Origin of the sequence: Streptomyces sp. NPDC090445, assembly GCF_044769385.1 — a bacterium.
In the GTDB taxonomy this organism is placed as follows: Bacteria; Actinomycetota; Actinomycetes; order Streptomycetales; family Streptomycetaceae; genus Streptomyces.
The window spans coordinates 128,929-150,244 of sequence record NZ_JBIVXV010000017.1; the positions used below are offsets into that span (position 1 = coordinate 128,929).

The window sequence follows — 21,316 nt, forward strand, 5'->3', positions numbered from 1 at the left end:
CGCCCCGCGCCCCCGGCGCCCCGGTGTACCCCCCCCTGCACGCGCCCCTCACCCCCCCCCGCCACGCCCGCGGCCCCGGCGGGGGGGGGCGGGGGCCGGGCCCCGGCCCGCCGCCGGAACCTCAGGCCGCCGGGCCGGCCGCCCGGTCGGTGTCGGCCGGGAACAGCGGCTCGGGGGCGGTGGGCTCGGCGGCGAGCTCCCCGGAGCCGTCCTCGACCGCGGCCGCGGACGGCGCCCCGGCGTCCACCGCGGGGGGCAGGTCCCGGGCGGCGGGCAGGGCCCCGGGCCCGGCGCCGTACTCGACGACGGCTTCGTACCCGGCACCCGCTGCCACGGCGTCGGCCCCGGTCACGGCGTCGGCCCCGGCTTCCGCGTCCGCCCCGGCTTCCGCGTCGGCTCCGGCCGCCGTCGGCCGGGGTCCGGCGGCAGGCCGGGGCCGGTCCGCCTCGCCCTCGGCCGAACCGGGTGTCGCCCGCTCCAGGAAGCGCAGCAGCTCCACCGGGAACGGCAGCACCAGCGTGGAGTTCTTCTCCGCGGCCACCGCCACCACCGTCTGCAGCAGCCGCAGCTGGAGCGCCGCCGGCTGGTCCGACATGACCGCGGCCGCCTCGGCCAGCTTCTTCGACGCCTGGAGCTCCGCGTCCGCGTTGATCACCCGGGCCCGGCGCTCGCGGTCGGCCTCCGCCTGCCGCGCCATCGACCGCTTCATCGTCTCCGGCAGCGAGACGTCCTTGATCTCGACCCGGTCGATCTGCACGCCCCACCCCACGGCCGGGCTGTCGATCATCAGCTCCAGGCCCTGGTTCAGCATCTCCCGGTTGGACAGCAGGTCGTCGAGGTCGGACTTGCCGATGATCGAGCGCAGCGAGGTCTGCGCCATCTGCGACACCGCGAAGCGGTAGTCCTCCACCTCGATGATCGCGCTCGCCGGGTCCACGACCTTGAAGTACACGACCGCGTCGACCCGCACCGTGACGTTGTCCCGGGTGATGCCCTCCTGCGCGGGCACCGGCATCGTCACGATCTGCATGTTCACCTTGTGCAGCCGGTCGACGAACGGCACGACCATCGTGAACCCCGGGGGCCGGATGCCCGCCCGCAGTCGGCCGAAGCGCAGGACCACGCCCCGCTCGTACTGCCTCACGACCCGGGCGGCGGCACCGGCGTACACCACCGCCGCCAGACCCGCCGCGACACCCGCTGCAAGCAGTTCCTCGACCATGACGGCCTCCTGCCGGGCATACGTTCTACCTACCGTATGCCCTACAGCCAGGCGGCAAACTCCAGCAGCAGTTCCGCGTCCCGGCGCCGCCCGGCGGCCAGCGCGCGGTTGCCCGACTCCACCGCCCGGAACAGCGTCCAGCCCCGCAGCCGGTCCCGGTCCACCTCCAGGCTGTCGGCCAGCTTGTTCACCCGGCGGCGGGCGCCCGCCGCCCCCGCCGAGGACGCGACCAGGTCCTCCAGCCGGTCCCGGACCAGCCGGGCCAGGTCGTACGCCCGCTCCCCGACCAGCGGCTCCGGCCCCACGGTCAGCCACGGGGCCCGGTCTCCGGCCAGCACCTTGCCCTGCCGGAAGTTCCCGTGCAGCAGCAGCTCCTCGCCGGGCTCGGCGGTCAGCTCCCCGCGGGCCTCCAGCGCCGCCGCCGCAAGCGCCGCGGCCTCCGGCGGGGCCTCGCGCAGGTGCTCGGCCTGCCGCGCGGTGCGCTGCGCGACCGTCTCGAAGGCGTGTCCGGCCGCCGGCTGCACCCACAGCCGGCGCAGGGTGCCGCAGGCCTCCAGCAGGGCCTTCGCCTCGGGCAGGGAGCGCAAGGACACCTCGGGGTGGAGCCGCTCCAGCAGCAGCGCCCCGTCCTCGGCGCTCTGGCGGGTGTCGAGGACCCGTACGGCCCCGAACCCGCCCCAGTGAGCCAGCGCGGCCAGCTCCAGGTCGGGCCGGGCCTGCGGGGGAGCGAGCTTCAGCGCGGCCGGGGTGCCGTCGGCGTACCGGACGAGGACGACGAGGCTGCTGCGGCCGCCGGGGGCCTGGACCCGCACGGCCTCCACCGCACGCCGGGCCAGCGCCGCCTCGGTGAGCCGGGGCAACCGCTCCAGCCAGTCCGCGTTGCCGTCCGAATCCGGCGTCTCGCCGAGCGCCCGTACGAGCCGCTGCGGCGGTTCGAAAGCCATGCGTGCGTGATCCCTTTCAGCTTGACCGGGCCCGTGCGCGTGATCAGCGCTTTTCCGCGAGCCCAGGGAAGGCTACGCCGACACCGCGCCAGCGTGCCGCGCGCACGGCCGCGGCGCTCAGCGCGTCGGCCGCCTCGCGGCGCAGCCGGCCGTCCGCAGCCCGCACCAGGTCGGAGTACGCGCCCGCCACCCGGTCCTCGATCTCGGCGGCCAGCCGCTCGGCGTCGGCAGGGGTGCGCACCTCGTACGGGAGGGCGTACGCCGGTTCCGCGGCCCGGGGCGCACCGCCGAGCTCGCGCACGGCGCGCGCCAGCGCGTCCCGGCGTGCGACGTGGGTGCCGTGCGCCTCGCGGGCCTCGGCCGCGCGGGGGGACGCGGCCCGGGCGCCGATCACCCCGTAGCCGTAGACCGCCGCGTGCTCGGCGGCGAGGGCGGACTGCGCGGCCTCCAGGGCCCGGTTCGCGGGGGAGGGCGAGGGCTTCACGGCGTGGCTCCCGGGGTCGAGGTCAGCAGGTGGGCGTGGACGGCGCCGCAGGCGGCCACCGAGGCGAGCAGCCGGGCCAGCTCTCCGGGCGCCCCGCCCAGGGCGACGGTCCGGGCCTCGGCCAGGCTCCGCTCGGCGTCGGCCAGGGCGGTCAGCGCGTCCTCGGCCTTCGGCGGCACCGGCTCGGCGCTCGCGGCAGGCGTACCGTCCGGCGCCGGGGCGGCGGACCCCTCGGCGGAGCCGGCCCCGGGGGTGCGCGAGGGGGCGGGGGAGGCGGGGGAGGCCAGCGCCGCCGTGTGCGCGGCGACCGCCGAGCGCAGCGGGGCCAGCCGCGCGGCGAGGGCCGGGTGGGCGGCGGAGGTGGCGTCGTAACGTTCCAGCAGCCGCTCACTGTCTCGAACAGCCGACTCGCGCATGCGCCGTTCGGGTGAAACGCCGGGGGTGGCGCCGGGTTCCGCGGGCGCGCCGGAGCAGCCGGTGAGCAGCGCCGCGCCGGCCGCTCCGGCGGCACCGGCGAACAGGCTCCTTCGCGAAGGCCTCAGGGGCGGGGTCCAGGGCACGGCGACGTCCTCGGGGGTGGTGCGGGCAGGGTGTGATCACGGTACCCGGGGCCGTGTCCGCCCGGCTGACGGCAACACCCTCCGCGACCGGATACCCTTTGACCTGACACGCGACGTACACCACAACAGCACACGCGGCCGAGGAGTCACCCGGATGAGCACCACCCAGAGCGACAGGCTGCGCGGATTGCTGGAGCCGCTCGTCGCCGCCAAGGGACTGGATCTCGAGGACATCGAGCTGTCCAGGGCAGGAAAGCGCCGGATGCTGCGCATCATCGTGGACTCCGACGAGGGCGTGGAGCTGGACGCGTGTGCGGAGCTCAGCCGCGAGGTCTCCGACAAGCTCGACGAGACCGACGCGATGGGCGAGGGCGAGTACGTCCTCGAGGTGAGCTCCCCGGGCGCCGACCGCCCGCTGACCGAGCAGCGCCACTACGTACGGGCCGTCGGCCGCCTCGTCAAGTTCCAGCTGTCCGCCGAAGGTGAGAAGGGTGCCGGGGACCTGGTCGCCCGCATCCTCGGCGTCGACGACGAGGGCATGGACCTCGAGGTTCCGGGCGTGAAGGGCCGCAAGGCGACCGCCCGCCGCATCGCGTTCACGGACATCGCCAAGGCGCGTGTCGAGATCGAGTTCAACCGCAAGGACAAGAAGGAAGAGGAGGCGTAGCCGTGGACATCGACATGAGTGCCCTGCGGGGTCTGGTCCGGGAGAAGGAGATCTCCTTCGACCTGCTCGTCGAGGCGATCGAGTCGGCCCTCCTCATCGCGTACCACCGCACCGAGGGCAGCTTCCGCCGGGCGCGCGTGGAGCTGGACCGCACCAACGGGCACGTCGTCGTCTGGGCGACGGAGGACCCGCGGGACCTGGAGGAGGGGCAGGAGGCCAAGGAGTTCGACGACACTCCGTCGGACTTCGGCCGGATCGCCGCGACCACCGCCAAGCAGGTGATCCTGCAGCGTCTGCGCGACGCGGAGGACGACATGACGTTCGGCGAGTTCGCCGGCCGCGAGGGCGACATCATGACCGGCGTCGTCCAGCAGGGCAAGGACCCGAAGAACGTCCTGGTCGACATCGGCAAGCTGGAGGCCATCCTGCCCGTGCAGGAGCAGGTCCCCGGCGAGGAGTACCCGCACGGCCTCCGCCTCAAGGCGTACGTCGTCCGGGTGGCGAAGGGCGTCCGCGGCCCGTCCGTGACCCTGTCGCGCACCCACCCGAACCTCGTGAAGAAGCTCTTCGCGCTGGAGGTCCCGGAGATCGCGGACGGCAGCGTGGAGATCTCGGCGATCGCCCGCGAGGCCGGCCACCGCACCAAGATCGCCGTCCGGTCCACCCGTTCGGGCCTCAACCCGAAGGGTGCCTGCATCGGCCCGATGGGCGCCCGTGTGCGCAACGTCATGGCCGAGCTGCACGGCGAGAAGATCGACATCGTCGACTGGTCCGACGACCCGGCGGAGATGGTCGCGAACGCCCTGTCGCCCGCCCGGGTGAGCAAGGTCGAGGTCGTCGACTGGGACTCCCGCTCGGCCCGGGTGACCGTGCCCGACTACCAGCTGTCGCTGGCCATCGGCAAGGAGGGCCAGAACGCCCGCCTCGCCGCGCGCCTGACCGGCTGGCGCATCGACATCCGCCCCGACACCGAGCACGCCTCGGATCAGGGCGGGGAATAAAACCGGTACCGGGCGGCGCTGTCGCCCGGTACACAGGTTCAAGGCAACAGATCTGTCGCCCGGTACGCAGGTTCAAGGCAACAGATCAAGACAGCAGATCGCGACAACGTCCGTTCGATTTTTCGCCCGAAGGGGTGAGGTCGGTACGGGGAGGTAGACTGAGGCGTGTCTGGCCGGACGCAAGCCCGCGCATGCCCCGAACGCACCTGTGTGGGGTGCCGGGAGCGAGCGGCCAAGAGCCAACTGCTGCGCATCGTGGCGATCGGGGACGAATGCGTCCCCGATCCACGCGGTACGCTGCCCGGCCGGGGTGCGTACGTGCACCCTGCCGAGGTCTGTCTCGACAAGGCGGTCCGCCGCAGAGCGTTCCCCCGGGCCTTGCGGTCCCCGGGAGCACTCGACACGGCCGGGCTGAGCAGAGCCGTGGCCGCACAGGCCGAGGCGACACCGTAAGTAGCACAACGGCACGGATTCCCCGTGCGGTCAGGTACCTCGCGAGTTGGAAGTAGGTCGAGATTGCGATGAGCACTCGATGAGTACGCGATGAGTACGCCCATGAAGTAGCGACGGTCCGGCGCAACCCGGACCTAAAAGGAGCGAAGTGGCTAAGGTCCGGGTATACGAACTCGCCAAGGAGTTCGGTGTAGAGAGCAAGGTCGTCATGGCCAAGCTCCAGGAACTCGGTGAGTTTGTCCGTTCGGCGTCCTCGACGATCGAGGCGCCGGTTGTGCGCAAGTTGACTGACGCACTGCAGGGGCCCGGCGGCAGCGCCGGCAAGTCCGCTGCGAAGCCGGGTGCGCCTCGCAAGGCCGCCCCCGCCAAGCCCGGGGTTCCCACCCCGGGTGCCATTGCACGTCCCGCCGCCCCGAAGCCCGGCGCACCGGCCCCCAAGCCGGCCGCAGCCGAGGCTCCGGCAGCGCCTGCCCCGGTGACTCCGGCCGCCCCCGGCCCGCGTCCCGGCCCGAAGGCTCCGGCCGCCCCGAAGCCCGCTCCGGCGGCGCCCGTGGCGACCGAGTTCACCGCGCCTCCGGCGGCTCCGGCGCGTCCGGCCGCGACCCCCGGCCCGCGTCCGACGCAGCAGCGTCCCGCGGCCCCCGGTCAGGGCTCGCGTCCCGGCGCTCCGCGTCCGGGTGCCCAGGCCCCGGGTGCCCAGGCCCCGCGGCCCGGTGCCCAGGCTCCGCGTCCGGGCGGCCGTCCGGCGGGTCCCCGTCCGGGCAACAACCCGTTCACCTCCGGCGGCTCCACCGGCATGGCGCGCCCGCAGACGCCCCGTCCGGGCGGCAGCCCCCGTCCCGGTGCCCCCGGCGCCGGCGGCCCCGGTGGTGCTCCGCGTCCGCAGGCCGGTCCCGGCGCCCCGCGTCCGCAGGCTCCCGGCGGCGCGCGTCCGACCCCGGGCGGCATGCCCCGTCCGCAGGGCGGCCCCCGTCCGGCTCCCGGCGGCAACCGTCCGAACCCGGGCATGATGCCGCAGCGTCCCGCTGCCGGCGGTCCCGGCCCGCGTCCCGGCGGCGGCCCCGGCCGTCCCGGTGCCGGCGGTCCGCGTCCCGGCGGTGCCGGTCGTCCCGGCGGCGGCTTCGCCGGCCGTCCGGCCGGTCCGGGCTCCCGTCCGGCCGGTGGCGGCTTCGGCGGCCCGCGTCCGGGTGGCGGCGGCTTCGGCGGCGGCCCGGCCGGTGCCGGCGGCGGTCGTCCCGGCGGCTTCGGCGGCCGTCCCGGCGGTCCCGGTGCCCGTGGCGGTACGCAGGGTGCCTTCGGCCGTCCCGGCGGTCCGGCCCGTCGCGGCCGCAAGTCGAAGCGGCAGCGGCGCCAGGAGTACGAGGCCATGCAGGCCCCGTCGGTCGGCGGCGTGATGCTGCCCCGCGGCAACGGCGAGACCGTTCGCCTGTCGCGCGGTGCGTCCCTCACCGACTTCGCGGAGAAGATCAACGCCAACCCGGCGTCGCTGGTCGCGGTCATGATGAACCTCGGCGAGATGGTCACTGCCACGCAGTCCGTCTCCGACGAGACCCTCCAGCTCCTCGCGGGCGAGATGAACTACCAGGTTCAGATCGTCAGCCCGGAGGAGGAGGACCGCGAGCTGCTCGAGTCCTTCGACATCGAGTTCGGCGAGGACGAGGGCGGCGAGGACTACCTCATGCCGCGTCCGCCGGTCGTGACCGTCATGGGTCACGTCGACCACGGCAAGACCCGACTCCTCGACGCGATCCGCAAGACCAACGTGGTCGCGGGCGAGGCCGGTGGCATCACCCAGCACATCGGTGCCTACCAGGTCGCTGCCAACGTCAACGAAGAGGACCGCCGGATCACCTTCATCGACACCCCGGGTCACGAGGCGTTCACCGCCATGCGTGCCCGCGGTGCGAAGTCGACCGACATCGCGATCCTCGTGGTGGCGGCCAACGACGGTGTCATGCCGCAGACGATCGAGGCCCTGAACCACGCCAAGGCGGCCGACGTGCCGATCGTGGTCGCGGTCAACAAGATCGACGTCGAGGGTGCGGACCCGACCAAGGTGCGCGGTCAGCTGACCGAGTACGGCCTGGTGGCCGAGGAGTACGGCGGCGACACGATGTTCGTCGACATCTCCGCCAAGCAGGGTCTGAACATCGACAAGCTGCTGGAGGCCGTGGTCCTGACCGCGGACGCCGCCCTCGACCTGCGCGCCAACCCCGAGCAGGACGCCCAGGGTATTGCGATCGAGTCCCACCTCGACCGCGGCCGCGGTGCCGTCGCGACCGTCCTCGTCCAGCGCGGTACCCTCCGCGTCGGCGACACGATGGTCGTGGGCGACGCGTACGGCCGTGTCCGAGCGATGCTCGACGACAAGGGCAACAACGTCGACGAAGCGGGTCCGTCGACCCCCGTCCTGGTCCTGGGTCTCACCAACGTCCCGGGCGCCGGCGACAACTTCCTCGTCGTCGACGAGGACCGCACGGCCCGCCAGATCGCCGAGAAGCGCGCTGCGCGCGAGCGCAACGCCAACTTCGCCAAGCGCGTCCGTCGCGTGTCCCTCGAGGACCTCGACTCCGTGCTCAAGGCCGGTCTGGTCCAGGAACTCAACCTCATCATCAAGGGCGACGCGTCCGGTGCGGTCGAGGCCCTGGAGTCCTCGCTGCTCCAGCTCGACGTCGGCGAAGAGGTCGACATCCGCGTCCTGCACCGCGGTGTGGGTGCGGTCACCGAGTCCGACATCGACCTGGCGATGGGCTCCGACGCCATCGTCATCGGCTACAACGTCCGTGCGGCCGGCCGTGCCGCGCAGATGGCGGAGCGCGAGGGCGTCGACGTCCGGTACTACTCGGTGATCTACCAGGCCATCGAGGAGATCGAGGCGGCCCTGAAGGGCCTGCTCAAGCCGGAGTACGAAGAGGTCGAGCTCGGTACGGCGGAGGTCCGCGAGGTCTTCCGCTCGTCCAAGCTGGGCAACATCGCGGGTGTCCTCATCCGCTCCGGCGAGGTCAAGCGCAACACCAAGGCGCGCCTGCTCCGCGACGGCAAGGTCGTCGCAGAGAACCTCACGATCACCGGTCTGCGCCGCTTCAAGGACGACGTCACCGAGATCCGCGAAGGCTTCGAGGGCGGTATCAACCTCGGAAACTTCAACGACATCAAGATCGACGACGTCATCGCGACGTACGAGATGCGCGAGAAGCCGCGCGTGTAAACGCGAGGCACATCGCACCGTGTCGTGACCGGGGCCGGTCGGCGGATTATTTCCGTCGATCGGCCCCGGCCGTTGCGTGTACGGTTCTGGTGACCCTGCCGCCAGTCGGCCGGCAGGCCACCGAACCCGGACCGGCGGGATATCCGGAACTGCATGTACGTGGGGACTCTGTCCTTCGACCTGCTCCTCGGCGACGTCCACTCGCTGAAGGAGAAACGCTCCGTCGTCCGGCCCATCGTCGCCGAGCTCCAACGCAAGTTCTCCGTGAGCGCGGCAGAGGTGGGCGACCAGGATCTGCACCGCAGGGCCCGCATCGGCGTCGCCTTGGTGAGCGGGGACACGGGGTACCTCTCGGACGTACTGGACCGCTGCGAGCGGCTGGTCGCGGCACGTCCGGAAGTGGAGCTGCTGTCGGTGCGCCGACGGCTCCACGGTGATGAAGACTGAATGCAAGGAAAGAAGGAGACGGACCAGTGGCCGACAATGCGCGGGCGAAGAAGCTGGCGGACCTCATCCGGGAGGTGGTCGCCCAGAAGCTGCAGCGAGGCATCAAGGACCCGCGCCTCGGTACGCACGTGACGATCACGGACACCCGGGTCACGGGTGACCTGCGGGAGGCCACGGTCTTCTACACGGTGTACGGCGACGACGAGGACCGGGCCAGCGCGGCCGCCGGCCTGGAGAGCGCCAAGGGCGTGCTGCGTTCCGCGGTCGGCCGGGTGGCGGGCACCAAGTTCACGCCCACCCTCACCTTCGTGGCGGACGCCCTCCCGGACAACGCGCGGACGATCGAGGACCTCCTCGACAAGGCGCGGAACTCCGACGCCGCCGTGCGCGAGGCCTCCTCGGGCGCCGAGTACGCCGGCGAGGCCGACCCGTACAAGAAGCCCGGCGACGACGAGGACGCAGCCGCCGAATGAGCAGCAACGCAGGGAAGGTGCCGGACGGCCTGGTCATCGTCGACAAGCCGTCCGGCTTCACTTCGCACGACGTGGTCGCCAAGATGCGCGGGATCGCCAAGACCCGCCGCGTCGGCCACGCGGGCACGCTCGACCCGATGGCGACGGGCGTGCTCGTCCTGGGCGTCGAGAAGGCCACCAAGCTCCTCGGCCACCTCGCGCTCACGGAGAAGGAATACCTCGGCACGATCCGTCTCGGCCAGAACACCCTGACCGACGACGCGGAGGGCGAGATCACCTCCTCCGCGGACGCCTCCGGGGTCACCCGCGAGGCCGTCGACGCGGGCATCGCCAAGCTGACCGGCGAGATCATGCAGGTCCCGTCCAAGGTCAGCGCCATCAAGATCAAGGGCGTGCGCTCGTACAAGCGCGCCCGCGACGGCGAGGACTTCGAGATCCCGGCCCGGCCGGTGACGATCTCCTCCTTCCAGGTCTACGACATGCGCGAGGCCGAGGCCGAGGACGGCACCAAGGTCGTCGACCTCGTCGTCTCCGTCGTCTGCTCCAGCGGCACGTACATCCGCGCCCTGGCCCGCGACCTCGGCGCCGACCTCGGCGTCGGCGGTCACCTGACCGCGCTGCGGCGCACCCGGGTGGGCCCGTACAAGCTCGACCGGGCGCGCACCCTGGACCAGCTCCAGGAGGAGCTGACCATCATGCCGATCGGCGAGGCGGCGGCCGCTGCGTTCCCGCGCTGGGACCTGGACGCCCGGCGGGCCTCGCTGCTCGCCAACGGCGTGCGGATCGAGATGCCGGACATGTACGAGGACGGCCGGACCGTCGCGGTCTTCGGGCCGCAGGGGCAGCTGCTCGCGCTCGTGGAGAGCAAGGGCGGCAAGGCGAAGTCGCTGGCCGTCTTCGCCTGATCCGCTGATCCGCTGATCCGCTGATCCGCTGACCCGAGGGCCCGGCGGCCCGGGGATCCGCTCTGACGTGGAGCGGTGAGCGCGCATCGTCCGCTGCTCACCGCTCCACCACCCCCCTCGGGTAGGTCTCTATCCAGTCGAGCGCCTGTATTCACCCGTCCGAGCAGGCGCGCGGAGTGACTGGAGGGAGCACAAGGGGGCGCTTTTCCGCCGCGCCGCTTTCGGCCGCCCGCCCGGGGGCCCCGGATGCGCCGGCCCCTCCCTCCGGGCTACCCGGCGCCTTCCGGCCGAGGTGACACAGAGCGCCCCGCAGCCCGATACCGATGCGGGGCGCCGGGCGGGGGCATGGCAGTCTTAGACGTGCAATCGGCAACGAGTACAGGGCCTACACGGTTCGGGCGAGGAGCGGTCACAGTGCAGCGCTGGCGTGGCTTGGAGGACATCCCCCAGGACTGGGGGCGCAGCGTCGTCACCATCGGCTCGTACGACGGTGTGCACCGGGGCCACCAGCTGATCATCGGGCGGGCCGTGGCCCGGGCGCGCGAGCTCGGCGTCCCGTCCGTCGTCGTCACCTTCGACCCGCACCCGAGCGAGGTCGTCCGCCCCGGCAGCCACCCGCCGATCCTGGCGGGCTACGACCGGCGCGCCGAGCTGATGGCCGGACTCGGGGTCGACGCCCTGCTGGTCCTGCCGTTCACGGCCGAGTTCTCGCAGCTGTCCCCGGCCGATTTCATCGTCAAGGTGCTCGTCGACAAGCTGCACGCCCGCGCCGTCATCGAGGGCCCCAACTTCCGCTTCGGCCACCGCGCCGCCGGGAACGTCGACTTCCTCCGCGAACTGGGCGGCACGTACGACTACGAGGTCGACGTCATCGACCTGGTCGAGCGCGGTACGGCCGGCGGCGGCGTGCCGTTCTCCTCGACCCTCGCCCGCAAGCTGGTCGCCGAGGGCGACATGGCGGGCGCGGCCGAGGTCCTGGGCCGCCCGCACCGCGTCGAGGGCATCGTCGTGCGCGGCGCGCAGCGCGGCCGCGAGCTCGGCTACCCGACGGCCAACGTGGAGACCCCGCCGCACACCGCCGTCCCCGCCGACGGCGTGTACGCGGGCTGGCTGACGGCGAACGGCGAGCGCATGCCCGCGGCGATCTCGGTGGGCACCAACCTGCAGTTCGACGCCACGGACCGGACCGTGGAGGCGTACGCGATCGACCGGGTCGGGCTGGACCTGTACGGGCTGCACGTCACCGTGGACTTCCTCGCGTACGTGCGCGGCATGGCCAAGTTCGAGTCGCTGGAGGGCCTGCTGGAGGCCATCGCGGACGACGTGAAGCACGCGCGGGAGCTGACGCGGACGTACGACGCGGAGCGCGTGGAGCGCTGAGCCGCGGCCTGACGGAACGAAGGGCCCGCACCGGCCCCCGGGATCCCCGGGGCGGTGCGGGCCCTTCTTCTCGTCCTGCCGGCCGTCCTGCCATCCGTCGGAACGGGCGGCAGGACGGACGGGCGGTCAGCCCAGGCGCGGGTCGCGCGGGGGCTGCTGCCCGGGGTGCCCGGGCTGGGGCTGGGGCTGCTGCGGCCAGGGCTGGCCGGGCTGCTGCGGGTAGGGCTGGCCGTCGGCGTACGGCTGCGGGGGCTGCTGGTACGGCGACTGGGGCTGGGGCTGCCCGTACGGCTGGCCGGGCTGCGGCTGCGGCTGCGGCTGCGGCTGCGGCTGGGCGTACGTCGGCTGCCCGTGCGGGGGCTGGGCGTGCTGCGGCTGCGCGGGCTGCTGCGGGGGCGCTCCCCAGTGGCTCTGCTGGGCCGCCTGCTGGGCGGCCCGTACGAAGTCCTCGGCCACCAGGGCGGCGAGGTTGAAGTACGCCTCGCGGGTCTTCGGCCGCATCAGGTCCAGGTCGACCTCGGCGCCGGCCGCGAGGTGCTCGTCGAACGGCACCACGACGACACCGCGGCAGCGGGTCTCGAAGTGCTGCACGATGTCCTCGGTCTTGATCATCTTGCTGGTCTCGCGGACCCCCGAGATGACGGTGAGGGAGCGGGAGACGAGGTCTCCGTACCCGTGCGCGGACAGCCAGTCGAGCGTGGTGCTCGCGCTGCTGGCGCCGTCCACCGAGGGGGTGGAGATGATGATCAGCTGATCGGCCAGGTCCAGGACGCCCCGCATGGCGGAGTAGAGCAGGCCGGTGCCCGAGTCGGTGAGGATGATCGGGTACTGGCGGCCGAGGGTGTCGATGACGCGGCGGTAGTCCTCGTCGTTGAACGTCGTCGAGACGGCCGGGTCCACGTCGTTGGCGATGATCTCCAGGCCGGACGGGGCCTGCGAGGTGAACCGCCGGATGTCCATGTACGAGTTCAGGTACGGGATCGCCTGGACCAGGTCCCGGATCGTGGCGCCCGTCTCGCGGCGGACCCGGCGGCCGAGGGTGCCGGCGTCCGGGTTCGCGTCGATGGCGAGGATCTTGTCCTGGCGCTCGGTCGCGAGGGTCGCGCCGAGGGCGGTGGTCGTCGTGGTCTTGCCGACGCCGCCCTTGAGGCTGATGACGGCGATCCGGTAGCAGGACATCACCGGCGTGCGGATGAGCTCCAGCTTGCGCTGGCGGTCGGCCTCGGCGGCCTTGCCGCCGAAGCGGAAGCCGGTGCGCTGCGGCTTGGGCTTCTGCTTGCCGCGCAGCAGCCGGTCCGAGGACAGCTCGACGGCCGCCGTGTAGCCGAGCGGCGCACCGCCGGAGGCCGGGGCACCGGGCTGGTAGCGGGGATCGTGCGGCTGCGGGCCGGGCTGCGGGCCCGGCTGGGCGGCGGCCGGCCACGGGGCGCCGGTACGGGGATCGACGTACGGCTGTGCCTGTGCCTGTGCCTGGTCCTGCGGCTGGGCCTGGGCCTGGGCCGCCTGCGGCTGCGGCGGTACGGGGCCGGGGGCGGCCGGCGGGAATCCGTAGCCGTCCTGCTGCGGTGCGGCGGGCGGGAGCGCGTACCCGGCCGTGTACCCGGCGGCGTCCACGGGCGCCTGCGCCTGCGGCTGCGGCTGCGCCGGTACGGGGGCGGGGGCGGCCGGCGGGAATCCGTAGCCGTCCTGCGGCTGCGCGTTGGCGGGCGGAACCTGCGGGAAGCCGTACCCGGCCTGCGGCATGGCCGGAGGGACCGGCTGCGGCTGGGCCTGGGCGGCGTGGGGCTGCGGGAAGCCGTACCCGGCCCGGGGTCCGTCCGGGACGGGGAACGCGGGCGGCAGCTGCGGCAGTTCGCCGGCGGGCCCTGCGACGGGGGCCTCCGCCGCCGGGTGGGGAGCGGGGGCGGGGCTGACGGGCTCCGCGGGCGCCGGGGCCGCGGGGTAGGCGTCGGCCGGAGCGGGCGCGGCCATCGGCGCGGGGACCGCGGGCGGGGCGTCCTGGGGGAAGGCTCCGGCGGAGGCCTTCCCCAGCACGACACCGGAGCCGGACCCCGCCCCGGACGGGGGCACGGGCACGCCGTCGACGGGAGTGTCGGCGGGCGCGGGCAGCGCGGGCAGCGCAGGCGCCGGCAGCGCGGGGGACGGCGGCGCGGGCTCGAAGTCCGCAGCCGACAGGTAGGAGGGCAGCTCGGGCGCCGGTCCGACACCCGGGGCAGGCAGGCCCGTTGCCCCGTCGGCCGGTGCTGCAGGCATGGCGGCGGGTTCGAGGTCCGCTGCGGACGGGTAGGACGGCAGCCCCGGCGCCGGTGCCGCGTCGGCCGGGGGTACGGGCGCCGGCGGCGCGGGCGCGGGCTCGATGTCCGCTGCGGAGAGGTAGGACGGCAGTCCGGGCGCAGGCTCCGGCGCAGGCACGGCCGGTGCCGCGTCGGCCGGGATCGCGGGCGCCGGCGGCGCGGGCTCGATGTCCGCCGGGGACAGGTAGGACGGCAGCCCGGAGGCAGGCTCCGGAGGCGTCGGGGCGGTGGCCTGGTCGGCCGGGCCCGGCGCCGGCGGGGCCGGGATGCCCGACGGGCTGTGGGGCTCGAAGCCGCTGCCCTCGGGCAGGGCCGGCACCGGCGCGGCGGGCGCCGCGCTCTGCGTGTACCAGGCCGGCGGCGTGTAGTCGATGGTGAACTGGCCCGTCATCTCGGGCTCCGCGTCGGACTGATCGTCCGTCGGGACGTCCCACGTCCCGCCGCGCCTCTCGTTCCGATCGCCGCTCACTCGTCCGTCCTCCTGGTCTGTCGAACACTGGTCCGGCGCCCCTTGACGCCACGCCCACGCTCAGCCTAATCGCGCGCGGACACCCGTGTCGGCCCTCCGCCGGGCCACATCGTCCCCGCCGGCCCCGCAAAGCGACCGTGGCGGAGTCGGCAGCGCCCCGACGGGGCGCGGGGAACTGCGCGACCGGCCACAACGGGCCCGCAGGCGATCGCCGGCCCCTCGTCGGCCACGGGCCGGGTCGCGCCGGGCCGGAGAGCGGCGGGTCGGTACGGCGCGGGGCGGCTCCGGGCGGCACGCTGCCCGTACGCGCGGTCCTGCCCACCGGCCGCGGCCGCCCTGGGACACCGTCACCGTCCGGCCCGCCGCCCGCCGCCCGCCCCGGAGGTAACGGTCAGTCGATGCGCCGGCTCGGGCCCAGGAGCCCCGTCTCCGCCTCCGTGCCCTGGGTCATCACGAACTGCCGGTCCCGCGGCGTGCACCACAGGGTGACCCCGTCCCCCAGCGTCGGCAGCGAGTCCACCGTCTGCCGCGGCAGGTTCATCAGGCGGCCGATCTGCTCCGCCTCGTCGGGGGACACCCGCTGGATCCCGGCCAGCGAGGAGTGCTGCAGCAGCCGCAGCGCCGTCGGGCTCAGGTACGGCAGCAGCGTCACCACCGACTGCCAGGGCGCGGCCACCACGCGTCCGCGCGGCGGCCGCATCCCGCAGTCGCGGACGACCAGCACCGGGCTGCCCGCCGACGCGCCCTGCGGCGGCACGCGGCCCACGTCGTGCAGGGTCACGCACTGCTGGCCGCCGCCCGCCGCCTGGGCCAGCGCGGACCACACCTGGGCCCGCCCGGTCTCCACCGCGACCCGGGCGCCCGTGGCGGCCGCGCGCAGCGCCAGCACCTGGGCGGTCCACACGCCGCCGATGAGCGTCACCTCGTACGGGGTGGGCCGGTTGATGCCGAGCACCGCCGCCCGCCCGTGCGCGTCCACGCCGATGACGACCCCGTCGTCGCCGACCGGCAGCGCCAGGGCGTCCAGGTCCACCGCGGGGACCGTGTGCCGTTCCCGGCGCGGGCCGACGAGCCCGAAGCCGCCCCTGACCGCGTTCCTCATCGCGCACCTCCCAGCGGCAGCGAGGCCAGCAGCCCCGGCACCTGTTCGCGGTCGAGCCGGACCAGTCCGGCCCGCACACCGCGGGCCGTCCGCTCCAGTTCCCGGCGGGCCGCGACCAGTTCCTCGTCGCTGCGCCCCGTCACGCGGACGTGCCCGGTCAGGGTGACGCCCTGCCGCTCCGCCCGGGCCACGGTCAGGCTGAACGTGGTCGCGAGCGCGGGCAGCGAGGTCAGCAGCGCCACGAACTGAGGCAGGGACGCCGTCCCCGAGCCGCCCAGCTGCGGCCAGCGGCCGATCCAGTACGTGGTGTGGCGCCGGTCGTCGCAGCGCCAGGTCCGCGAGGTCTCCTCCGTGCGGCGGCCGGAGCCGGCCGAGCGGCCCGCCTGGGTGATGGCCCGCGGGTTCGCGCACGAGGAGGTGGCCAGCGCGGCCGTCAGCTCCTGCTCGGTGAGCACGGTGGCCCGGAAGCCGGCGCCGGTGAGCCGGCTCGTCAGCTGGTCGGCGGCGCGCACCACACAGCGCTGGGCGCCCGCGAGCCCGCCGCCGCGCGCGGCGACCGCCTCGGGGCACAGCTCGGGGTCGAGTTTCAGCGCGATCCAGGTCAGCCGTACCGCCGGGGTGCCCGTCTGGGCCTGCAGCGGCGCGTAGTTGCGGGTGGCCATCGACTGCGGGGGCAGGTGCGGGGCGGGCGCGGGCTGGGTGTGCTGCACCAGTTGCGCCGACTCCAGGCGGATGCCGTCCGTGTCGAGGACGTCCCGGACGAGCGCCAGCGGCAGCGGCCGGGCCGTCCGCTCGGGCCGCAGCGCGGTGGCGTCGGTGTCCACCTGTACGACGGCGGTCAGGAACGTGCCGTCGCCGACCATGCCGACGGGCCGCCGGTCGCGGTCGCTGAACGTCATGGTCCGCAGTGCCGGGTCGGCCTCGACGAGCGGCGCCAGCCCCGGCTCCGTGCCCGCGGGCACGGTGAACGCCGCGGCCCGGCGCTTGCGGGCGCGCAGCGCGAGCGCGCCGCCGATCCACTCGGGCAGGGAGCGCTGGTGGCGGCGTACGACGGCGAGGACCACGAGGACCAGCGCGAGGACACCGGCGGGAACCAGCAGCAGCGGTTCCACCACCCAGGCCACCAGCAGTGCGGCCGCGGCTGTTTGGAGCAGGACCAGCTGTTGCAGTCGGAACGGTCCGAAGCGGCCGGGGCTCGACTTCGGACTCGGTGTCACCCCGCTGCGTACGGGTGCGGGAGCGCCCGCCTGCGGCTCCGTAGCGGTGGCCGTCATTCGCCCACCTCCCCTTTCCGGCACCAGACCCCGTGAGTGCCGGGGTTGCGCGGTGCTTGCCGCGGGACCCCGGAATCTCCCCATTCCGCCCCAACAGGCCCTGATTCGCCCGGGATGGAGGGCTGTGGAAGGCACTGCGCGGCGGCCTCACCCTACCCGGACCGCCCGCCCCTTCGATCAAGAGGCATAGTAGGTCCCCGGTCCGACAAACGAGGCCCGGGGACCGCAGTCTCCGACCGGGTCGTGCGGGGAGAAGCAGACGGTCATGGCATCACGGCGTGATGAACTCAACGCGTACACCTTTGCGAAGCGGCGGACGGTGGCCGCGTTTCTCCAGCCGTCCGCGACGGGCTCCGAGGAAGGCGCGCCACGGCCCCTGCGTGCGGTCGTGCCGGGTCTCGTGGTGGGGGCGGTGGTCCTCGCCGGGTTCGGCGCCTGGGGCATGTTCAAGCCCCAGGCCCCCAAGGGCTGGGACGAGGCCGGTACCAAGGTGCTCGTCGGCAAGCAGTCGACGACCCGGTACGTGGTCCTCACGACGAAGGTGAACGGCAAGGACCAGACCCGCCTGCACCCGGTGCTGAACCTCGCCTCCGCCCGGCTCCTCCTGGACCCGCAGAAGTTCAAGGTCCTGCAGATCGACGACAAGATCCTGGACGCGGGCAAGCCGCGCGGCCCCATCATCGGCATCCCGTACGCCCCCGACCGGCTGCCCGCCCCGAAGGACGCGGGCAAGGCCAAGCGCTGGGCCGTGTGCCAGGCGCCGGGCGGCAACGGGAAGAGCGTGCAGACCGCCACCTTCGTCCTCGCCGACCGCGAGGCGGGCATGACGGACGACGCGCGCAGGCTCACCGACAGCCAGATGCTGTACGTGCAGAGCACCGGCGGGGCCAAGGAGCGCTACCTCGTCGACGGCACGGGCACCAAGTACAAGTTCCCCGAAGGCGGCGCCGACGCCGGCAAGATGACCAACGCCCTGGTCGGCAACACGGGTGCCACCCCGCAGCAGGTCACCGAGCAGTGGCTGGCCACCCTCAACTCCGGTGACGACCTGGCCTTCCCGCAGCTGCCCGGCACGGCCGGCGACAAGGCCGACGTGCCGGGCCTGGGCGCCGCCGACAACAAGGTCGGCATGGTGCTGCGGGCCCAGACCGGCTCGGGCGCCCAGCACTACGTGGTGCTCCCCGGCAAGGTCGCCCCCGTCTCCGACTTCACGGCCTGGCTGCTGATCTCGGCGCCCGCCACCGACAGCCTCAACATGCACGGCAAGCCGCGCGAGGTCGACCTCCAGACGCTCAACCCGGAGCAGACGCCGTTCAAGGGCGAGACCCGGTGGCCGTCGAAGAAGACCGCCCGCATCAACCAGGCCCCGTCCGGCGACACGGCCGCCGCGCAGGGCGCCGGGGCGCGCGACACCGTCTGCAACGTGCTGCGCTCGGTCGACGGCCAGGGCAACCAGACCCTCAGCACCTGGGCCGGCACCGGCTTCCCCGTCGACATCACCGCCAGCGGCACCAGCGCGTACGTCACCCCCGGCTCCGGGCTGCTGTACACCCAGCTGCAGGGCAAGCAGAGCACGGCGGGCGGCGCCCTGTTCCTCGTCACCGACACCGGACTGCGGTACGCCGTCCAGGCCAACGGGGACAGCGACGCCGAGAAGTCGAAGATCGGGGCCCCGGACCAGCAGGGCGCCGAGGCCGGCGGCGGCCGGCCCGAGGCCAGCCAGGCGCAGATACGTCTCGGCTACGGCGGCGTCACCCCGGCCCTCGTGCCCATCGCGTGGTCGGAGTTCCTCTCCAAGGGCCCGCGCCTGGACACCAACTCCGCCCGCCAGCCCCAGGGTTCGTGAGGACGCCGCCGATGACCCCCTCCCCGTACGGGCGCCGCGCGCTCCTCGCCGCCGCCGTCACCCTGGCCGCCGCCTGCGGTACGGGCACCGCCACCGCCGCGGCCGCCACCACCCCGGGCGGCCCCGCCGCCCCGCCGCCCGGCGCGGCGTCCCCGGTCCTGCGCCCCGACGGTGCGGGGGAGTGCACCTTCCCCATGAAGAAGCAGATCGCCGACCGCCCCTGGGCCCTCCAGCGGCTCCTGCTCGACACGCTCTGGGCCGGGACCAAAGGCAAGGACAAGGACGGCAAGCCGGTCCGCGTCGCCGTCATCGACACCGGCGTGGACCGGGTGAACCCGCAGCTCGGCGGCGCCCTCGACGTGGGGGCGGGCAAGGACTTCGTCGACGCCAAGGGCGGCGACGGCACCGCCGACACCGTCGGCCACGGCACGAAGGTGGCCGGGATCATCGCGGCCCGCCCGCAGGACGGCACCGGCTTCGTCGGCCTCGCCCCCGAATCGGTGATCATCCCGATCCGGCAGAACGACGGCCAGGGCAAGGGCAACGCCCTCTCCCTCGGCCAGGCCATCGACCACGCCGTCGCCAAGGGCGCCCAGATCATCAACATCTCGCAGGACACCGACGTCCCCCTGAGCGCCGACACCGAGCTCGGCAAGGCCGTCCAGCGGGCCGTGGACGCGAAGGTCCTGGTGGTCGCCTCCGCCGGCAACGACGGCGCGAGCGGCCAGAAGCGCAGGACCTACCCGGCGGCCTTCCCCGGCGTCCTCGCCGTGGCCTCCTCGGACCGCAACAACGAGCGGGCGGTGTTCTCCCAGCCCGGCGACTTCGTCGGGATCGCCGCACCCGGCGTCGACATGGTCTCCACCGTCCCCGGCTTCGGCCAGTGCATCGACAACGGCACCAGCTTCTCGGCGCCGTACGTCGCCGGTGTCGCCGCCCTGCTGCGCGCCGAGCACCCGGACTGGTCCCCGCAGGAGGTGATCTGGCAGATCCAGGGCACCGCCGAGCGCTCGGTCAACGGCCGTGACGACTACGTCGGCTGGGGAGTCGTCGACCCGGTGCGCGCCGTCACCCAGGACCACGAGCGGCCCAAGGCCCCCGTGCCCGACCCGGGTCCGCCCCCGGCGGCCGCGCCCGAGGCGGCGGCCCTGCGGCTGACCGAGACCGCGCAGGAGCGGGACGAGCGGATCGGCACGTACGTTCTGGGGACCGGCGCCGTGCTCATCGCCGTCATCGGCGGGACCGCGACCGTCATCCGGGACGCGCGCAGGCGCCGCAGCCGTTTGCAGTGAACGGTCACAGTTCATCGACAGATGCAGGCCGCTGATGTTGGGGCTGTGACATGAACTGGCTAGAGTGACACCAGGCTTCACGACTGTGATCGGGGGATCGCGTGAGGCGGAGGGGGAATTCCCCGGCGGGCGAGGACCCTTCGCAACCGGGACGTCCGCTCCGCTGCGCAGTCCGCCGGTTCTGCCGGCGAATTGAGAAGTGAGGAGCTTCGGATGAGCAACAACTTCGGACTTGCGGACGATCCGGTCGTCCAGGCGAAGAACAAGATCGAGATGACGGCCAACGCCGTCACCAAGCAGGCCCGTGAGCTGGCCGACATCCTCGCCACGGTGAGCGCCGGCTGGACCGGTGTGGGCGCCTCCGGCTTCGTCGCCGCCCAGACCACCGTCAACGACGACCACGACGAGATCCGCCGCCTGCTCAACGTCCTGCACAACGCGGTCGCCCAGACCAAGAACCTGAGCAACGCCCAGGACGACGACGTGCGCGCCGCCTTCAAGGCCATCCAGTCCGACTCGGGCAAGCACAACACCTCCGGCCTCAACGGCGTCTGACCGGCCGCGTCGTTCCCCACTCAAGCCCAGCTCAGCGCGAAGGAGAAGATCATGGCAGCCAACGACGGGGCGACCCGGGTACGGTACGAGAGCGTCCAGGAGATGGCCAACCGCATCCGTGTCGTCTCCAAGAAGATCATCACCGACCTCGAGGAGATGGAGCGGGCCCTGAAGGTCGTCACCGACACCTGGGACGGTGAGGCGCACACCTCGTACGTCGACCTCCAGGGCCGGTACAAGGGCAAGGCCGAGCACATGAAGGACAAGCTGGAGCAGGTCGCCCAGCTGATCGAGCGCGGCAAGGGCGACTACCGCGCCACCGACGTCAAGGCCTCCCGCCTGTTCACCGAGGCCTACTGAGCCGCCCGGGCCCTACCGGCCCGCTGCGCAACGGAAGGGGCGCGCCCACTGCGGGCGCGCCCCTTCCGTTGCCTACCGGGCCGTTCCGGTCCCGGTCATCGGTGCGGGCCGCGGTCGAGGTCGAACTCCCCGTCCCGGGCGCCGAGGACGAACGCCTCCCACTCGGCCGCCGTGTAGCGCAGCACCGTGTCCCGGTCCAGGGAGGACCGCATCGCCACCGCGCCCTCGGGCAGGCGGGCGATCTCGACCCGCTCCTCGTCCGGGGTGGTCCCGGGCGGGCCCTCCCACTCCACGCCGCTGATGTCGAGCGCGTACAGCTCGTCCTTCTCCTGCTGGGTGCCCATGTGCGGCCTCTCCTTCGGCGGTCCTACGCTGCCGAT

General features: G+C 73.8%; 20 protein-coding genes. 12 read left to right on the forward strand and 8 right to left on the reverse strand.

The genetic code is table 11. The annotated features are described in order from the left end of the window. Window positions 1–121: 121 nt before the first annotated feature. From ACIQUT_RS27270 to ACIQUT_RS27285, 4 genes are read right to left on the reverse strand one after another with little or no spacing between them, the layout of a single operon-like run. Window positions 122–1,222: a slipin family protein gene (locus ACIQUT_RS27270; protein WP_403566467.1), complete on the reverse strand. Its 1,101-nt coding sequence runs from the start codon at window positions 1,220–1,222 to the stop codon at window positions 122–124. A 41-nt stretch (window positions 1,223–1,263) separates the two neighbouring features. Continuing rightward, on the reverse strand, window positions 1,264–2,166 hold the full coding sequence (locus tag ACIQUT_RS27275; protein ID WP_403566469.1) for an aminoglycoside phosphotransferase family protein: 903 nt from the start codon (window positions 2,164–2,166) through the stop codon (window positions 1,264–1,266). A 43-nt stretch (window positions 2,167–2,209) separates the two neighbouring features. Beyond that, window positions 2,210–2,650, reverse strand: a complete 441-nt coding sequence (locus ACIQUT_RS27280; protein WP_403566470.1) for a ferritin-like domain-containing protein — start codon at window positions 2,648–2,650, stop codon at window positions 2,210–2,212. After that, the gene (locus tag ACIQUT_RS27285) at window positions 2,647–3,210 is read right to left on the reverse strand and encodes a hypothetical protein (protein WP_403566472.1); all 564 of its coding nucleotides are present in this window, start codon (window positions 3,208–3,210) and stop codon (window positions 2,647–2,649) included. Before ACIQUT_RS27285 ends, ACIQUT_RS27280 begins: the two co-directional genes overlap by 4 nt. 154 nt (window positions 3,211–3,364) lie before the next feature. Here ACIQUT_RS27285 and rimP point away from each other — a divergent pair, with 154 nt between their 5' ends. The 8 genes from rimP (at window position 3,365) to ACIQUT_RS27325 (ending at window position 11,744) form a co-directional block, all read left to right on the forward strand. Then, complete coding sequence (gene rimP / locus ACIQUT_RS27290) at window positions 3,365–3,877, forward strand: ribosome maturation factor RimP (protein WP_403566474.1); 513 nt, start codon at window positions 3,365–3,367, stop codon at window positions 3,875–3,877. A gap of 2 nt (window positions 3,878–3,879) precedes the next feature. Next, window positions 3,880–4,878, forward strand: coding sequence for a transcription termination factor NusA (gene nusA, locus ACIQUT_RS27295; protein ID WP_403566476.1), 999 nt, complete (start codon window positions 3,880–3,882; stop codon window positions 4,876–4,878). Between the two features lie 165 nt (window positions 4,879–5,043). Beyond that, entirely contained in the window at window positions 5,044–5,331 is a 288-nt protein-coding gene (locus tag ACIQUT_RS27300; RefSeq protein ID WP_403566477.1) for a YlxR family protein, read from the forward strand. 148 nt (window positions 5,332–5,479) lie between these two features. Then, window positions 5,480–8,539, forward strand: coding sequence for a translation initiation factor IF-2 (gene infB / locus ACIQUT_RS27305; protein ID WP_403566479.1), 3,060 nt, complete (start codon window positions 5,480–5,482; stop codon window positions 8,537–8,539). 153 nt (window positions 8,540–8,692) lie between these two features. After that, window positions 8,693–8,986: a DUF503 domain-containing protein gene (locus tag ACIQUT_RS27310; RefSeq protein ID WP_054223643.1), complete on the forward strand. Its 294-nt coding sequence runs from the start codon at window positions 8,693–8,695 to the stop codon at window positions 8,984–8,986. Between the two features lie 26 nt (window positions 8,987–9,012). Further along, entirely contained in the window at window positions 9,013–9,459 is a 447-nt protein-coding gene (gene rbfA, locus ACIQUT_RS27315; protein WP_403566481.1) for a 30S ribosome-binding factor RbfA, read from the forward strand. Continuing rightward, on the forward strand, window positions 9,456–10,364 hold the full coding sequence (gene truB / locus ACIQUT_RS27320; protein WP_403566482.1) for a tRNA pseudouridine(55) synthase TruB: 909 nt from the start codon (window positions 9,456–9,458) through the stop codon (window positions 10,362–10,364). Before rbfA ends, truB begins: the two co-directional genes overlap by 4 nt. Window positions 10,365–10,778: 414 nt before the next feature. Next, window positions 10,779–11,744, forward strand: a complete 966-nt coding sequence (locus tag ACIQUT_RS27325) for a bifunctional riboflavin kinase/FAD synthetase (RefSeq protein ID WP_403566483.1) — start codon at window positions 10,779–10,781, stop codon at window positions 11,742–11,744. A gap of 126 nt (window positions 11,745–11,870) precedes the next feature. On the opposite strand, the gene ACIQUT_RS27330 is transcribed toward ACIQUT_RS27325, so the two are convergent. The 3 genes from ACIQUT_RS27330 to eccE form a co-directional block, all read right to left on the reverse strand. After that, window positions 11,871–14,507 carry an SCO5717 family growth-regulating ATPase gene (locus ACIQUT_RS27330; protein WP_403566485.1) on the reverse strand — a complete coding sequence of 879 codons (2,637 nt, stop codon included), beginning with the start codon at window positions 14,505–14,507 and terminating at the stop codon, window positions 11,871–11,873. 391 nt (window positions 14,508–14,898) lie between these two features. Next, window positions 14,899–15,609 carry a hypothetical protein gene (locus ACIQUT_RS27335; RefSeq protein WP_403566487.1) on the reverse strand — a complete coding sequence of 237 codons (711 nt, stop codon included), beginning with the start codon at window positions 15,607–15,609 and terminating at the stop codon, window positions 14,899–14,901. Beyond that, the gene (eccE, locus tag ACIQUT_RS27340) at window positions 15,606–16,883 is read right to left on the reverse strand and encodes a type VII secretion protein EccE (protein ID WP_403566489.1); all 1,278 of its coding nucleotides are present in this window, start codon (window positions 16,881–16,883) and stop codon (window positions 15,606–15,608) included. Before eccE ends, ACIQUT_RS27335 begins: the two co-directional genes overlap by 4 nt. A gap of 265 nt (window positions 16,884–17,148) precedes the next feature. Between eccE and eccB the strand changes: the two genes are divergently transcribed. The 4 genes from eccB (at window position 17,149) to ACIQUT_RS27360 (ending at window position 20,936) form a co-directional block, all read left to right on the forward strand. Continuing rightward, window positions 17,149–18,729, forward strand: a complete 1,581-nt coding sequence (gene eccB, locus ACIQUT_RS27345) for a type VII secretion protein EccB (protein WP_403566490.1) — start codon at window positions 17,149–17,151, stop codon at window positions 18,727–18,729. 11 nt (window positions 18,730–18,740) lie between these two features. Further along, window positions 18,741–20,021 carry a type VII secretion-associated serine protease mycosin gene (mycP, locus tag ACIQUT_RS27350; RefSeq protein WP_403566492.1) on the forward strand — a complete coding sequence of 427 codons (1,281 nt, stop codon included), beginning with the start codon at window positions 18,741–18,743 and terminating at the stop codon, window positions 20,019–20,021. A gap of 213 nt (window positions 20,022–20,234) precedes the next feature. After that, entirely contained in the window at window positions 20,235–20,576 is a 342-nt protein-coding gene (locus ACIQUT_RS27355) for a WXG100 family type VII secretion target (protein ID WP_403566494.1), read from the forward strand. A gap of 51 nt (window positions 20,577–20,627) precedes the next feature. Beyond that, window positions 20,628–20,936 (forward strand): WXG100 family type VII secretion target, encoded by a 309-nt coding sequence (locus ACIQUT_RS27360; protein ID WP_403566496.1) that lies wholly within the window; start codon window positions 20,628–20,630, stop codon window positions 20,934–20,936. 95 nt (window positions 20,937–21,031) lie between these two features. Here ACIQUT_RS27360 and ACIQUT_RS27365 read toward each other — a convergent pair whose 3' ends face one another. Then, a complete protein-coding gene (locus ACIQUT_RS27365; RefSeq protein ID WP_179173031.1) occupies window positions 21,032–21,280 on the reverse strand; it encodes a DUF397 domain-containing protein in 249 nt (82 codons plus the stop codon). Window positions 21,281–21,316: the final 36 nt, after the last annotated feature.